The sequence below is a fragment of the Flavobacterium longum genome, assembly GCF_965137575.1.
Classification (GTDB): domain Bacteria; phylum Bacteroidota; class Bacteroidia; order Flavobacteriales; family Flavobacteriaceae; genus Flavobacterium; species Flavobacterium longum.
In genome coordinates, this window is sequence record NZ_CBCRZJ010000003.1 from 430,643 (window position 1) to 446,043 (window position 15,401).

The following is a 15,401-nucleotide window of genomic DNA, read 5'->3' on the forward strand; positions in this document are numbered from 1 at the left end:
CAAACATCTTCAAATTGTTAACAAACGTTTAATTTTTATGAATTATGTTTAGGTTTATTAAATAATTTTTATGAATTTTGGATGAACTAATTCTAACCTCAAAATAATGAAAACAAAGTTAAATGGATTTTTAACGTTGTTGATGTTGTTCGTGCTACAAGTTTCCTTCGCACAAACCAATATTAGCGGCGTTGTTACGGACCAGAGCGGACTGCCAATCCCTGGTGTGAATGTCCTTGTGAAAGGCACGCAAAACGGTGTGCAGACCGATTTTGACGGAAAGTTCACCATCTCGGCCAACCCGGGCCAGATACTGGTGTTCAGTTTCGTCGGGATGAAAGACAAAGAAGTTGCTGCATCGGCGAACATGAAAGTTTCCTTGGCTGACGACGCAGTCGAACTAGAAGGCGTTGTCGTTACGGCACTGGGCATCAAAAGGGAGAAAAAAGCCCTTGGCTACTCGACAACTACGCTCAAGAACGAGCAGCTGACGCAAGTAGTCAATGCAAACGTTTTTGAATCGCTTTCGGGCAAGATTGCGGGTGTTGACATCACAGTACCACAGCAAGCTGGTGCTTCCGCGAAAATCATTGTACGCGGTATCAGTTCTATCACCAGTTCTAACGCGCCGCTGTATGTTGTCGACGGAACGCCTATTGACGATTCTTTTAACGGAGACGCGACGATTAACCGTTCTTATGATGCCGGAACAGGTATCAACGACCTTGACCCAAACACGATTGAAAGTGTTACATTCCTTAAAGGCGCAGCGGCAACCGCACTTTATGGTAGTCGTGCCGGCGATGGTGCATTTATCATCACCACGAAGAAAGGAAAAAACCAATCGAAATTAAATGTTGATTTTAGTACTTCAATCGAATCATCAGAAGTGGCAAGGGTTACCAATATGCAGAACCAGTTCGGACAAGGCTGGAATGGCTTGGGCTACTCTGCATTGGCTTCAGGCCTCGGGCCAAGTAACGAAAACGGTTCTTGGGGCCCGGCTTTCAATGGCGAAATTCGCCCTTGGGGTACAGTTTACAACAACTCTCAGCAAATCAAGCCTTATGTGGCACTTGACAACAACCTTCGCGAGTTTTATGACCGTGGATTGATGTCAATGAGCACGGTAACTATTAGCGGCGGCACTGATTTCTCTGATTTTTCATTGTCATTCAGTAACCTTGACAGCGACGGTATCATTCCGACTACCGCAGATAAATATTTGAAGCGTTCATTTGCAATCAATGGCGGCATCAAAGGCAAAAAATTGCAATTACGCGCCAGTCTGAACTACACCAATAAAGACCAAAATGCCGTAAATACCGGACAAGGCGATGACGCCGGCGAAGGTTCTACCCTTCAACAGGACTTGATGCAGATTCCGCGCGACATCAGCATTGTTGACTTGATGGATTACTCAAACAATCCATTCAATTCACCCAGCTATTACTTTACTCCTTATGCGGCCAACCCATATTGGGCCATCAACGAAAACGCAACTAAGATTACCGGTAACAACGTTTTCGGTAACATGAATTTGGTGTACAACATTACCCCCGAATTGTCTGCAACTTGGCAAGTCGGTGGTAACTACCGAAATGAAGTCATTAAGAGCCACGGTGCCATCGTGCGTTATGAGCCAGGGTCGGCACAAGATCTGGCAGCGGCCAACGAAGTAGTTGGCGGTGTAACCGAAGGCAGAATTCAACGTGGTAGTTTCGATACGTTCTTCAATTTGACTTGGGACAAAAAGCTCAGTGAGTCAATGCGTTTAAATATATTGGGCGGTGTCAACTTCACGCAAGAGCAAGCCAACCTGTTGTTCAACAGGATTACGGTACTTGACATTCCGAACTTTTATGAATTGAGCAACACTGCCACGCGCCCCGTGATTGCGCAGAACGATGTGCTTTCGCGCAACCTAGGTGTATATGCTCAGGCTGAATTTTCATTTAAAGAGCGTGTGTTCCTTACCCTCAGCGGTCGTAGCGACAGAACTTCAACGTTGCCTGTGGACAACAGCACGTATTTTTATCCATCTGCCTCAATCAGCGGCATTGTGCTTGACAATGGTAAACATTTCTTGAAATTGCGTGCTGGTATGGCTAGCGTTGCCAATGACACTGATCCGTACTTGACGAATTCGAGTTTAACATCTGCTGTTGCTGGTGCCAATTTTGGTCAAATCGTAGCGCCACTGGGCGGCATCAATTACTTCGAACTGGGTGGCATTCTGGGCAACGATAAGTTAAAACCAGAACGCACAACCGAAACGGAAGTTGGTTTAGAGGGTAATCTTTTCAACAATCGCGTCTCATTCGATGTTTCGGTTTATTTAAGCAAAACCAAGGACCTCATCGCACAAGTTCCATTGGATCCTTCGACAGGCTTTACCTTCCAGCAGCAAAACATTGGCGACTTGGAGAACAAAGGTGTCGAACTTACTTTGGGCCTGACACCAGTGAAAACAAAAGACTTCCGTTGGGACTTGTCTTACACGTTCACGAAAAACATGAATAAAGTAGTTGAGTTGGCCGGTGATCAGAAAATCCTTATCCAAAGCGCATACGGCGTAAACTTTTATGCCATTGAGGGTGAGCCAATTGGCGTATTCCAGTCGTTGGTAGCACAAACCACTGCTGACGGACAAATTATCGCAAATCCTGACACGGGCTATGCTGAAGTCACAGATGATGTTCAAACCATCGGAAACTCACAGCGTGATTTCGTAATGGGCTTGCAGAACACCTTTAAGTACAAAAATTTGAGCTTGAGCTTCAGCATGGACTGGAAACAAGGCGGTGAAATGTATTCTTATACCAACAGGTTGATAAACTTCACCGGTAATAGTATCGCGTCTACTTACAATGACAGGAATCCGTTCATCATCCCTAATTCAGTTGTGGAAGATCCAAGCAACCCTGGTCAATACATCGAAAACACCACGCCGATTTCTTTTGAGAACATCACCAATTATTATGGTAATACCACTAACAACCCGGCAATTGAAAGAAATCACGTTATTGACAAGACTTTCGTAAGGCTTCGTGAACTTAACTTAACGTATACCTTCTCTGACAAGATAACCGACAAACTTGGCCTGACCAAACTGTCGCTGGGTGTATACGGTAAAAACCTGTTCTTGTGGACACCAGATGAAAACCCTTACGTAGATCCAGAAATTTCTACTTTCGGAAATGACGTTGCCAGTGAATTTGGAGAATTTGGTGCCAACCCATCGCAAAGAGCGTACGGTGCCATACTAAAACTATCATTCTAAAAAAAAAATGAAAATGAAAAAAATATTTTTAATCTTAACGTGCGCCGCAGTAATCGCGTCATGCTCGGATGACTATTTTGACATCAACCGTGACCCTGACAACTTAGCCGCGGACGGAGTTGCTTTCTCGACTGAATTGCCGGCAGGTATTGCTGGTATAGCAGGCTCTCAAGGTGCATATTATGCTTTGATAGGCGGTTTTTGGTCACAGATGTGGACACAAAGTAACGCCTCTAACCAGTACAAGGAGATTGACGACTACTCAATCGGAACCCTGGACTACAATGGCGGATGGACAACGATGTATGATGCTTTGTCGGATATCAGAAACATCAAGCGTCGCGCTGAAGCTGAGGGCAACTGGAACTATTTCCTGATTACGACCGTACTGGAAACACACGCGTCGCAAATCATGGCAGACTTCTATGGAGACATCCCTTACTCACAAGCCAATAACACTAACTTCCTACAACCAAATTTTGATTCGGGTGAAGAAGTATATGACCAAATGGTCGAAGCCTTGCAATTGGCGTTGAGCAAAGATTTGTCTACGTCTACAGGCGAAGTTCCTGGTAACGATGACTTTATCTTTGGCGGTAACATGGACAACTGGACTGCATATGCAAACACGCTGTTGCTCAAGGTTTACATGAGGCAAACTGAAGCACGCCCCTCGACTGCTCAGAGTGGTATTACCGCTTTGCTGAACTCTGGTGTTGACTTTTTGAACACCGACGCAGCCATGACACAATTTGAGGATGCTCCAGACCGAAGTAATCCGCTCTATGAAACCGACAGAAGGCAGTTGAACACAACTACCAATATCAGGGCTAGCCGCACCATGTTCTCGTACCTGGACGAAAATAACGACCCGCGTCGCTTGGAGTACTACCGTGCTGGAAACCCGCTTAACCAAGGTGACTTCAACAATACTGTTGGGCAGACAACCATTTCTGTTGTAGAATTGTCTCCGCTTACACCTGTCTATTTCATGAGCCGTGAAGAAAGTTTGTTTCTGCAAGCCGAAGCTTACGCCCGTTATGCCGGGGGTGCAGGAGCCAAAGAAGCTTACGATGCAGGTGTTCAGGAAAACTTTGACAAATGGGGGCTTAATGGCGCTCCGTTCGTAGCTGCGGGTGGCGCTTATGAATATCCATCGGCTGGTTCGCTTGCCGATCAAATCAAAGCCATCATCACTCAGAAATGGGCTTCGTCTTTCCCTGGCAATGGCCACGAGGCGTTCTTCGAACAAAACCGCACAGGATATCCTGAAATTTCCCCAGTTCCACAAACAGATCCTGGTTATGTTGCAGGAGAGTTTGCATACTCAGTAAACGGAACAACCGGTGGAGAATTCCCAAAAAGGCTTGTTTTCCCAGAGAATGTTAAATCAACAAATCAAAATGCACCTGCACTAATCGAACTTACCGTTCCGGTATGGTGGGATGCAAACTAAAAAAGAGACTATGAAAAAAATAATCTTATTCCTAAGTGTAGCCGCCTTGATGGTTTCTTGCCAAGAGCAAGATAGTGCTAACGTTTCGCGGGTTACCAACTACCCGAACTTTGAACTGTTGGGCGATGATGTCATTATCGTCCCTAAAGGATCCGCTTTTGTCGATCCGGGAGTTATTGTTACCGAAGGCGGTGTTGAAATCGCATACGAAACTACCGTTTCAGGTGAGTTCCGCGGCGGAACTTCTATTGACACTAACGTAGAAGACATTTATGCCGTGACATACAGCGCCACAAACCAAGATGGTTTTTCAGGCCAAGCGTCAAGAACCGTAATCGTTGTCGAGAACGGCGACCTGTCTACAAGCATCGCGGGGCTTTACCGTGGCAACGTAGTCCGTAATGGCGTTGTCTCTGCACAGTACCAAAATTTAGAGTACGTGCTCATCTGGAATGAAGGTGGAAACAACTATCACATGTCAGACGGTATTGGTGGATACTATGCAATCGGACGTTCATACGGAAATGCCTATGCAGCGCCTATGGATATCGTTGCCAATGACATTCCAACGAATTCATTCACCATTCCGAATTACACGGTAGGTACTTTTGGCGGTGTTGTTGACAACACAGAATTTACGGTAAACGCAGAAGGCGGCACAATCAATTTTGTTAGTGCCTGGGATGCTGGCTTTACATTTAACGTGACCTTGGAAAAGGTTGAATTTTAAAAACACCTAAAAAATGAGAAAACTAAAAATATCATCACTACTTCTTGGTCTGTTTACCGCCGTTGCGTTCACCTCATGTGACGAAGGTGGAAATCCCGACGCTGGAGGTACCGCTACCGAAGACTTTGCTGGTGACTGGCACATCGTAGGGTTAGACCCCGTAGACGGCACGCCGGCATTTGGAGGCGACTACTACTTGTGGTCAACGTATAATGCTTCATCAAACGATGAAAACTTCTGGATCGATGACCATGACACTTTCTTTGAACTCAAAGCAAAAGCGCAAGCGAACATTTCCGCTTTGACTTTTGAAAGCGAGCCGAATACTTTGGAGCTTTACCTTGGCGGTACAGTAACCATCGTAAACGGAAAAATCCTGAAGAATGCGGGCACCTCTTTTGGTGGCCATCAAGTTGACAGTATTTATTTCGAATGTGAGTTTGACTGGGATCCAGGTAACTTTTACAAGTTCGGTGGCCACAAACGCACAGGCTTCCTGGAAGACGAATTGTAGTCTATCTAAATCAACGACAAAACCATCCCAACACGGGATGGTTTTTTTATACCTTTGCCCCATGGAAAAAGAACACCAGATTTTCGGCATTCGTGCCATTTTAGAAGCCATCGACGCCGGAGCTGCTATAGACAAAGTATTCGTACAGAAAGAAGCCTCGGGCGATTTGATGAAAAAACTCCTTGCGGCGCTGAAACGCAACAACGTCAACCATGCGTTCGTCCCTATAGAGAAGTTGAACCGGCTTACGCCAAATAACCATCAAGGCGCCGTTGCCACCATTTCCCCTATTGCCTTTTACGACCTTGACATACTGCTGGAAGAACTGAATTCGGCCAACAAAACACCGCTATTGCTTATACTCGACCAAATTTCCGATGCGCGTAATTTTGGCGCCATCATTCGTACCGCAGAATGTACGGGCGTTCACGGCATCATCATTTCAAAGTCAGGCGCTGCGCCGGTAAATGGAGATACGGTGAAAACTTCGGCAGGCGCTGTTTTCAATATGCCCATTTGCAAGGTAGAACACATAAAAGATGCGATTTTCACACTTCAGGCATCGGGTATCAAAACGGTAGCGGCCACGGAAAAAACTGACCAATTGCTGTACGATGTTTCTTTTTCTGAACCGGTCGCCATCATTATGGGTTCAGAAGACCGCGGCATCAATCCGTCCGTACTTAAAATCGTAGATGAAAAGGCAAAACTGCCTATGTTCGGGAACATCGGTTCACTCAATGTCTCTGTCGCCTGCGGTGCTTTTCTATATGAGGCCGTGAGGCAACGTCAATAAAGTGACGGAAGTTTAGAAATACTATCCTCCACTTTTTTCCTTGGGGATAAACCGATACGTAAAGACAGGATGTTGCTCCGGCGCCAAAGGTTCTTCCTCCGTTTCGGGCGGCGGCGGGTTTACGAAGTTTCCGTTCTCATCGAACCGCTGCATGAACTTATCTTGCGACGGATCAAAGTCAGGGCGTTCCCAATCATAGCGAATCATCTTTTTGTATTCCGGCGTGCGGAAGTAAACGGCGAACGCAAAACCGGCAACAAAACCAGCCAAATGTCCTTCCCAAGACAAAGAATTGTCCACATCGGGAAATACGTACCACGCCATGCTTCCATACAACATGATGACCATCAGCGACAACGCCACCAAGCGGTAATATTTCGTCATGATTCCTTTGAAGAAAATAAAACTCACCAAGACATAAATCAATCCGCTTGCGCCGATGTGGTAGTTAGATCGCCCGATTATCCAAGTAATCAATCCAGACAATAAAATACCATAGGCGATGATTTTCCACGCCAGTTCCCGATAGAAATACGCCAAAGCCGCCAACAAGACGACCAGTGCGAGCGAGTTGTTGTACAAATGCTCAAGGCTTCCGTGGAGAAAAGGGCTAAAAACGACACCGCGCAAACCTGTAATATCGCGCGGATAAATGCCGTAGTCGCTAAGGCTTCCGTAACGCACTTCTACCCAATAGACCATCCAAAGCAACAACACCGAAAACATCGGAAGCAAAATAACCTGCGGCGAAAACTTAAAGTGATTGTCGTTCATAAAGATGGTTTGGACAACGCGCCGCTCAAAAACGCATCCAAACACAAAGTAGTGAAATTTTGTCAGTTGATCAGGAAACGACGCGAACAAAAAATATTAAGGAATATCCCTTTTAAAAAATTACTTTTGCGTCATGGACGCACCTCTCGCCGAACGGATCCGACCGCAGAAACTGGAAGATTACATCAGCCAGCAACACCTCGTTGGCCCAACCGGCTCGTTGACTTTGCAATTGAAAAGCGGCTTCATTCCTTCACTCATTTTTTGGGGACCGCCGGGCACCGGAAAAACGACGCTCGCGCAAATCATAGCCGAAGAATCAAAGCGTCCGTTCTACATTTTGAGCGCCATCAATTCTGGCGTGAAAGACATACGTGACGTCATCGACAAGGCCAAACAAAGCGGCGGATTGTTTACGGCGAAAAACCCAATTCTGTTCATCGATGAGATCCATCGGTTCAGTAAATCGCAACAAGATTCACTGTTGGCCGCCGTCGAAAAAGGCTGGGTCACGCTCATCGGGGCGACAACCGAAAATCCAAGCTTCGAAGTGATTCCGGCGTTACTGTCGCGATGTCAGGTTTACATCCTCAACGCTTTTACGCGCGAAGATCTGGATGCTTTACTCCACCGCGCCATCAAGACGGACGCCTATCTCAAAACTCGGAAGATAAAACTAAAGGAAACCGAAGCGCTTTTGCGGCTCTCCGGCGGTGACGGACGCAAACTCCTCAACATCTTTGAACTCGTTGTTAACGCGTCTGAAGGCGACAAAGTTGAGATCACCAATGAACGCGTCATGCGGCTGGCCCAGCAAAATACCGTGCTCTACGACAAAACCGGCGAACAGCATTACGACATTGTGTCCGCATTCATCAAGTCATTACGCGGCAGCGATCCCAACGGCGCCGTTTATTGGCTGGCACGCATGATTGAAGGCGGTGAAGACGTAAAATTCATCGCCAGGCGGATGCTCATCCTGGCCAGCGAAGACATCGGGCTGGCCAACCCGACCGCATTGGTCATTGCCAACAACACGTTTCAGGCTGTGACCACGATAGGCTATCCGGAAAGCCGAATCATCCTTAGCCAATGCGCCATTTATCTGGCCACATCGCCCAAGAGCAATGCCAGCTACGAAGCCATCGGGAAGGCGCAACAACTTGTCCGACAGACCGGCGATTTGCCCGTGCCGTTACACCTGCGCAACGCGCCTACGAAACTGATGAAAGAACTCGGTTACGGCGACGATTATAAATACGCACACAGCTACGACAACAATTTTGCGGAACAAGAATTTTTGCCCGAGGCGGTTTCCGGTACTACTATTTACGAACCGGGGAACAACTCCCGCGAAAACGCCACCCGCGACTTCCTTAAAAACCGCTGGAAAGGCAAATACCGCTACTAGAATTTGATATTGGGACGCTCAACGACTTTGGTGCCGCCAGTATAGTACTCTAGTGTCCATTGGCCACCGCTTTTAAAAAGAATACCATTCTTATTTTCTCCCTGAGCAATATATACATCCGGCATCGAAGTCTGCCAGATGCGCCAAACGATTTTCGGGGTGGTGTCAACGAGTTGGTAACCATTGGCAATGGCCTGCGCACTCCAAACTTCAGCAGTAATGGGCGCAGATCTGACAACATCGGCAACGGGTTCATTTTTTTGTGTCGATTCAGCGGGTTGCGCAACTGAAGCCTGTGCTACTGCCAATCGTGGATTGTAACGGTATTCTGGCTTGTCGAACGATTTGAATGCTTGGCGAAGCGCCACGTTGTATGCCACGCGATTGTCTTTTTCATCGCTCTCACCGTACGAGGAGACGAATAACACGGCGTTGCGGCAGTCCTTTATTTCAACGCGCAACCTCGTCTTTCGGAACGTATTGTCGCTAAAAACATTCGCGTAAATCTTGTTGCAGCTTTCACCCGACACTTCGGCGGGCAAAATATCGGTGTCGAAAAAAACCTTGTAGCCATTCTTTTCCAAGAACAACTTAGTCAATTCATTGAGCCCAAACTGGTCTTCCTTTTTCTGCGAATCGAACTTCCGCGGCACAATCACGTACTGGTATTGACCAATGGACTGCGCCCAACAGGCCGTGGTCATCAGGAAAAAAAACAAGAACTTTTTCATATCACAAGTATTTTTTTAAATCCGTTAACCGATGCACATGCTTGACCTGGGAAACACCCTCCGGTTGCTCGCAGAACCAGATTGCGTCCATCCCAAAATCTAAGGCGCCGCGCACATCGGCATCGATACAGTCGCCAATCATAACACAATTTTCTTTGTCAACCTTTGCCCGTTTTAGGGCGTGGTGGAAAATATCCGGATGAGGCTTTTTTACCCCGGCCATTTCCGAATTGGTCACCGTGGTAAAAAAATGGCCGATGTTGGCATTGGCGATCTTCCGCGTTTGCACCTCATCGAACCCATTGGTGATGATGTGCAACCGGTATTTTCCGTGAAGATACGACAAGATGTCCACGGCGCCATCAAAAAGGTAATTGTTTTCAGGCAGGTATGTAATGTAGGCCGCTGACAAAGCGTGGATCAATTCGTCGGAAGTTTCATAGCCCATGAGATTAAATGCATCTTTCAGACGGCCATAACGCAACTCGGATTGGGTGATTTCTTCCCGCCGGTAGCGTTCCCAATATTGCAGATTGAGCGGCACATAATGCGCCAGAAATACATCGAGCGGCAACGCAATACCATGCGTCTCAAAAACCTTCGCGAATGCCAGCGCAGAATTCCTTTCGAAATCCCAAAGTGTATGGTCTAAATCAAAGAAAACGTCGGTAATCATTACAAAATGCCTTCATCTGCAAAGCTAAAATAATTTTTTTCGGTGATGATCAAATGGTCGAGAACTTTTATATCAAGGTTTTCCCCTGCCAGCTTGAGTTTTCGAGTAATCTGACGGTCGGCATCGCTGGGTGTCAACGTACCCGACGGATGGTTATGACACAAAATCACGCCTGTCGCGCCGTGCTCGAAAGCCGGTTTGAACGCCATCCTCACATCGACGACTGTTCCGGTAAGGCCGCCTTTGCTGAGTTGCCACTTAAACACAATCTTGTTGGCGTTGTTCAGGTATAAAACCCAGAATTCCTCATGCGGCAACTCACCGATTACAGGTTGCATCAAATCAAAAACCGACTGGCTTGATTTGATCTTGACGATATTCGCCGCTTCGGCTTCGCGCCTGCGCCTGCCCAATTCCAACGCCGCGACTATGGTGACAGCCTTGGCCTGCCCGATACCTTTGAACGCCATGAGTTGATTGAGCGACAATTTGGCTAGGTTGTTCAGGTTGTTGCCCGAGGCCGACAGCATGCGCTTGCTCAGGGAAACGGCCGTTTCGTTGCGGCTGCCGGAACCAATCAGGATGGCGATCAGTTCGGCGTCGCTCAAGGCGAGTTTGCCTTTACCCATTAATTTTTCGCGCGGACGGTCGTCTTCAGACCAATGGTTGATCGGGAAAGTATGGTTTTCAAACATGCCGAAAATTACACGACAGCCGCAAGGCCGCATTACGGTTTAGCCGCATCAATCGTTAAATGCAATGAATACGCTGACTGTTGCGTTATGTGAAAAACGTGACATGAAAGCGCTCCTTCTTGCCGTATTGTGTTTTGTCGGAAGCATCGCACTTGAAAAGAGCTTTGACCAAAGACTGTCCGATGCCGCCATATCCTTGACTGCCGACGAAGTGGTTTACGACCCCGCGTATTTTAAGATTCCTTATCCGAACGGTGATGTACCCAAAGGCCACGGCGTATGTACCGACGTGGTCATCCGCGCGTACCGGAAACTCGGCATCGACCTGCAAAAAGAAGTACATGAAGACATGGCGAAGCACTTCTCTAAATACCCGAAAATCTGGGGATTGAAAAAAACCGACACTAATATTGACCACCGGCGCGTGCCCAACCTACAGGCGTTCTTCAAGCGTTTCGGGACCAGTTACGTCGTTACCGATAACGCAACGCATTACAAAACCGGCGATCTGGTGACCTGGATGATTAACGGAAAATTGCCGCACATCGGCATTGTCACGCACAAGAAATCCGCGGATGGCAAGCGCAACCTCATCGTCCACAATGTGGGTTCGGGCCAGGTGCTCGAAGACTGCTTGTTCACCTACCCGATTACCGGACATTACCGTTACGAAAAATAATTAGACGCCTGATTTTGTGTATTTTTACCGCTTCAAAACCAAAACCATGAAGCGTTTCCTTTTCCTGACAGCAGCGATTTCATTCTTCGGCGCGACAGCCCAGCAAGCCGGCGAACTTGACCCGGGTTTCGGCGTTGGCGGTTTTGTCATTACCCAAGACTTGCAAGGCGGCACCAACATCGCCATCATGCCCGACGACCGGATCGTCATGGTTGGCGGTTATTCGCAATTCAACATCATCCGTCTCATGCCCGATGGCACGCCCGATACCACATTCGGCGTGGCAGGTATTTCCTCGGTTGACTTTGGTCTTCAGAACGATTACCCGTATGATGTGGCTGTACAGCCCGACGGTAAAATAGTCGTCATCGGTGTCATCGATGGCCCGTCGAGCACGAACGACCAAGCGGTTGGCGCGACCAGGCTCAATGCCGATGGTACGCTCGACACCACTTTTAACGGTAACGGGCAGTTGGTTTTTGATTTCGCCGACGCCATAAACCATCCTAACGCCGTAGCACTTCAAGACGACGGAAAAATCCTCATAGCCGGTTATACGGGCGCATCTTCTGCTGCCAATGATTTTGCGATTGTCCGGCTCAATCCTGACGGGAGTTTCGATACGACTTTCGACACGGACGGAAAGGCGCGCATCAACGTACAAGGCGATGACCGCGCGCGGGCGATGGCCATTGCACCGGATGGAAAAATCATCGTTGGCGGCATGTCTTATCCGGTTGGCGTCAATAATTGTGGGTTCGCCGCCATCCGTTTGCTGACCGACGGCTCGCTGGACAACACCTTCAGCACCGACGGACGCGCACTCGCCAAAATCGGCTCCGGTAATGACTCGGTGTTTGACCTTGCCGTACAGCCCGACGGGAAAGTTATTCTTGTGGCCGATTCATCGCTAGGTTCACAGGATATCGGTGTGGTGCGATTTGATGCGGCAGGAAATCTGGATACGACCTTCAGCGGCGACGGCAAGTTCAGTACGTTTTATGGCCCGACCAATTCTACGGATTACATCAACGCCGTAACCCTGCAACCCGACGGAAAAATCTTGGTGGCCGGTTCTTATTTTACCACGCCGGAGCGAAACCTTGGGCTGATCCGGTTGACGGCCAACGGCGAATTGGACACCACTTTCAGCGACGACGGAAAGGCCAATTATGTTGTCCCGGGCGACAACGGTGTCAGTGTCTATGACATGGACTTGCAATCCACGGGGCAAATCCTCGTGAGCGGTTATGCGGCGAACGATTTTATGTTGGCGCGCATCTTCAGCGGAAATGAGGAACTAGGTCTTCCGGAGACGGCATCGGCATCGACTTTATTTTATCCGAATCCGGCCAGCGGGCAATTGTTTTTCGCCGACAACATCCGCACGGCCTCGATTTATACCATCGACGGCAAATTGGCGCTGCAACAGGACGTTTCCGGCCCCGCAGACATCTCGACGCTCGCCAAAGGCATTTACGTCATCGCATTGACAACGACCAATGGCCACGTATTGCGCCGAAAGTTGTCTGCGGAGTAACTACATCAGGTTTTTCACCTCATCGAAATCGAGTCCGCCATAGTTGCCGGAACTCATCAATAGCAACGCGCTGTTGTCTAAATCTGCGTTGAACAGGAAATTCTTGAAATCATCCGAATTGGTGTAAATCAATAAATCATCGCGTTTGAATGACTCGGCAATCTGCTCATAGGAAATGTCGTCCAGTTTCTTGATCCGGACAGCGTCTGGCGAATAAAACACCACGGCTACGTCTGCGTGATCGAGCGCACCTTCGTACTCTTTCAAAAACTTCGGATTCAAACTACTGTATGTATGCAACTCCAGGCATGCGATGGTTTTTCGATCTGGATATTGTTCGCGTACGGCTTTGGTTGTGGCCGCCACTTTACTCGGCGAGTGGGCGAAATCCTTGTACGCGACCTTGCCCTTTCCTTCAGCGATTTTTTCCAGCCTCTTGGACGCGCCTTTGAAACTGGCGATCGCTTCATAGAAATCGGCTTCGTCCACGCCCATGTTCTGGCAAATCCATTTCGCGCCGGCAAGGTTATTTAAATTGTGGGCACCGAATACTTCAATGGGCATCGGGCCTTCGGGCGTATCGAGCAACGTTACGCCATCAGAGACGGTATAACTTGGCGTACTGTACGGGATTTTGCGGATGGGATTGGTCGCGGCTTCGGCCACGCGCTTCACTTCAGGATCGTTTTCGTTGTACACCAAGATGCCGCCGTTGGTAATCTTCGCGATGAAAATCTCGAACTGCTCCACATAATTTTCATACGTCGGGAATACGTTGATATGATCCCACGCGATGCCCGAAATCAGGGCGATATTGGGCTGATACAAATGGAATTTCGGGCGACGGTCCGTGGGCGAAGACAAGTATTCATCGCCTTCGAGTACGATAAAATCATTATCCTGCGTGAGCCGCACCATCGTGTCAAAACCTTCCAGTTGCGCGCCAACCATATAGTCGACATCGATGTTGTGGTAATGCATTACGTGCAGAATCATGGACGTAATTGTCGTCTTGCCGTGCGAACCGCCAATGACCACGCGGGTTTTGTCTTTGGATTGTTCGTATAGGAATTCTGGATAGGAATAAATCTTGAGCCCGAGGTCCTGCGCCCTGACCAGTTCCGGATTGTCTTCACGCGCATGCATGCCCAAAATAACGGCCTCAATCTCAGAAGTGATTTTTTCCGGAAACCAACCCATTTCCTCGGGTAGCAAACCGTGTTTCGACAATCTGGATTTCGAGGGTTCAAAAATAGCGTCGTCGCTGCCGGTAACGTGATAGCCTTTATGGTGTAACGCAAGCGCGAGGTTATGCATGGCGCTGCCGCCGATGGCGATGAAATGGGTTCGCATTATTTCTTTTTTTGATTGAATTCGGCCCACGTGGCGCGCGCCTTTTCGGGTTGGTTCATTTTGTTTTTATACAGGTCGGCCAATTTCTGGTACGTGGTCCGCGAACCGCCTACACTGATGGCCTGCTTGTAGAATTTTTCGGCCGTCGTATAGCGCTCGAAATATTCCGCGATGTGCCCTTTGGCCAGATAGCCATCCACGGGCGAAAGTTGTTGCAATTCACCGGCATATTTCTGGGCTTTGCTTTCGCTGCCTCCGACAATTCCCGGCAACTGTAAATACAATTCAATCAAGGCCCAACGCGCTTCAAGATGCTTTGGATTGAGTGCAATGGCTTTTTCAAAGGATTTGCGGATGTCGCCAATCATGCCGAGTGCCTTGAATTTGTTGCATTCTTTGGCGTGCATACCGAGCACACCGCCGTATTTATAGTGATAATCGGCGTCATTTGGCTTGAGTTTCCTGAGTTTTCCGTAGTATGTCATGGCGGGCTGCCATTGCTTCAGGTGTCCGTGGATGTCGCCGAGATATTCCAATGTCTTGAGGTCGTCGGGATGTGCGGAAAGGTATTTTTCGAAGAGGTTTTTCGCCGTGTGGTACTCCCCTTTTTGGAAGCTTTTTTCGGCCGCCGAAAAGTCCGATTGGGCATGCATCGGCATCGCAAAAAACAAGACCAGCAACAACACGATTTTCATGTGGCGAATTTGATTTCCAAAAGTAAAGAAATTTGGCGACGGTTTTTCTCCGCAATTTAATTTTTGGG

The 15,401-nt window shown here is 48.1% G+C and carries 14 protein-coding genes; 8 read left to right on the forward strand and 6 right to left on the reverse strand.

The features are described 5' to 3' along the window. The first annotated feature begins 106 nt into the window (after positions 1-106). From ACM9J1_RS07650 to rlmB, 5 genes are all read left to right on the forward strand, one after another. The gene (locus tag ACM9J1_RS07650; RefSeq protein WP_415581440.1) at positions 107-3,283 is read left to right on the forward strand and encodes a SusC/RagA family TonB-linked outer membrane protein; all 3,177 of its coding nucleotides are present in this window, start codon (positions 107-109) and stop codon (positions 3,281-3,283) included. A 13-nt stretch (positions 3,284-3,296) separates the two neighbouring features. After that, entirely contained in the window at positions 3,297-4,739 is a 1,443-nt protein-coding gene (locus ACM9J1_RS07655) for a SusD/RagB family nutrient-binding outer membrane lipoprotein (protein WP_415581441.1), read from the forward strand. Positions 4,740-4,749: 10 nt separating this feature from the next. After that, on the forward strand, positions 4,750-5,469 hold the full coding sequence (locus ACM9J1_RS07660) for an immunoglobulin-like domain-containing protein (protein WP_415581442.1): 720 nt from the start codon (positions 4,750-4,752) through the stop codon (positions 5,467-5,469). Between the two features lie 13 nt (positions 5,470-5,482). After that, on the forward strand, positions 5,483-5,983 hold the full coding sequence (locus ACM9J1_RS07665; RefSeq protein ID WP_415581443.1) for a lipid-binding protein: 501 nt from the start codon (positions 5,483-5,485) through the stop codon (positions 5,981-5,983). 61 nt (positions 5,984-6,044) lie between these two features. Beyond that, positions 6,045-6,779 carry a 23S rRNA (guanosine(2251)-2'-O)-methyltransferase RlmB gene (gene rlmB, locus ACM9J1_RS07670; RefSeq protein WP_415581444.1) on the forward strand — a complete coding sequence of 245 codons (735 nt, stop codon included), beginning with the start codon at positions 6,045-6,047 and terminating at the stop codon, positions 6,777-6,779. 21 nt (positions 6,780-6,800) lie between these two features. Here rlmB and ACM9J1_RS07675 read toward each other — a convergent pair whose 3' ends face one another. After that, positions 6,801-7,553, reverse strand: a complete 753-nt coding sequence (locus ACM9J1_RS07675; protein ID WP_415581445.1) for a rhomboid family intramembrane serine protease — start codon at positions 7,551-7,553, stop codon at positions 6,801-6,803. A 133-nt stretch (positions 7,554-7,686) separates the two neighbouring features. Between ACM9J1_RS07675 and ACM9J1_RS07680 the strand changes: the two genes are divergently transcribed. Then, positions 7,687-8,964, forward strand: coding sequence for a replication-associated recombination protein A (locus ACM9J1_RS07680; protein ID WP_415581446.1), 1,278 nt, complete (start codon positions 7,687-7,689; stop codon positions 8,962-8,964). On the opposite strand, the gene ACM9J1_RS07685 is transcribed toward ACM9J1_RS07680, so the two are convergent. The 3 genes from ACM9J1_RS07685 to radC are packed head-to-tail and all read right to left on the reverse strand — an operon-like array spanning position 8,961 to position 11,066. Continuing rightward, positions 8,961-9,695 (reverse strand): hypothetical protein, encoded by a 735-nt coding sequence (locus tag ACM9J1_RS07685; RefSeq protein WP_415581447.1) that lies wholly within the window; start codon positions 9,693-9,695, stop codon positions 8,961-8,963. The two genes, ACM9J1_RS07680 and ACM9J1_RS07685, sit on opposite strands and share 4 nt — an antisense overlap. Position 9,696: 1 nt before the next feature. Then, the gene (locus ACM9J1_RS07690; protein WP_415581448.1) at positions 9,697-10,371 is read right to left on the reverse strand and encodes a YjjG family noncanonical pyrimidine nucleotidase; all 675 of its coding nucleotides are present in this window, start codon (positions 10,369-10,371) and stop codon (positions 9,697-9,699) included. Then, positions 10,371-11,066, reverse strand: coding sequence for a RadC family protein (gene radC, locus ACM9J1_RS07695; protein ID WP_415581449.1), 696 nt, complete (start codon positions 11,064-11,066; stop codon positions 10,371-10,373). Before radC ends, ACM9J1_RS07690 begins: the two co-directional genes overlap by 1 nt. Before the next feature lie 103 nt (positions 11,067-11,169). On the opposite strand from radC, the gene ACM9J1_RS07700 reads away from it, so the two are divergent. Together ACM9J1_RS07700 and ACM9J1_RS07705 are read left to right on the forward strand one after the other, a co-directional pair. After that, the gene (locus ACM9J1_RS07700) at positions 11,170-11,745 is read left to right on the forward strand and encodes a DUF1287 domain-containing protein (RefSeq protein WP_415581450.1); all 576 of its coding nucleotides are present in this window, start codon (positions 11,170-11,172) and stop codon (positions 11,743-11,745) included. Positions 11,746-11,791: 46 nt separating this feature from the next. Next, complete coding sequence (locus tag ACM9J1_RS07705) at positions 11,792-13,285, forward strand: T9SS type A sorting domain-containing protein (RefSeq protein WP_415581451.1); 1,494 nt, start codon at positions 11,792-11,794, stop codon at positions 13,283-13,285. Here the strand turns inward: ACM9J1_RS07705 and ACM9J1_RS07710 are convergent, their stop codons facing one another. Both ACM9J1_RS07710 and ACM9J1_RS07715 read right to left on the reverse strand, forming a co-directional pair. Then, on the reverse strand, positions 13,286-14,638 hold the full coding sequence (locus tag ACM9J1_RS07710; RefSeq protein WP_415581452.1) for a UDP-N-acetylmuramate--L-alanine ligase: 1,353 nt from the start codon (positions 14,636-14,638) through the stop codon (positions 13,286-13,288). After that, entirely contained in the window at positions 14,638-15,333 is a 696-nt protein-coding gene (locus ACM9J1_RS07715; protein WP_415581453.1) for a tetratricopeptide repeat protein, read from the reverse strand. Before ACM9J1_RS07715 ends, ACM9J1_RS07710 begins: the two co-directional genes overlap by 1 nt. Between the last annotated feature and the right edge of the window lie 68 nt (positions 15,334-15,401).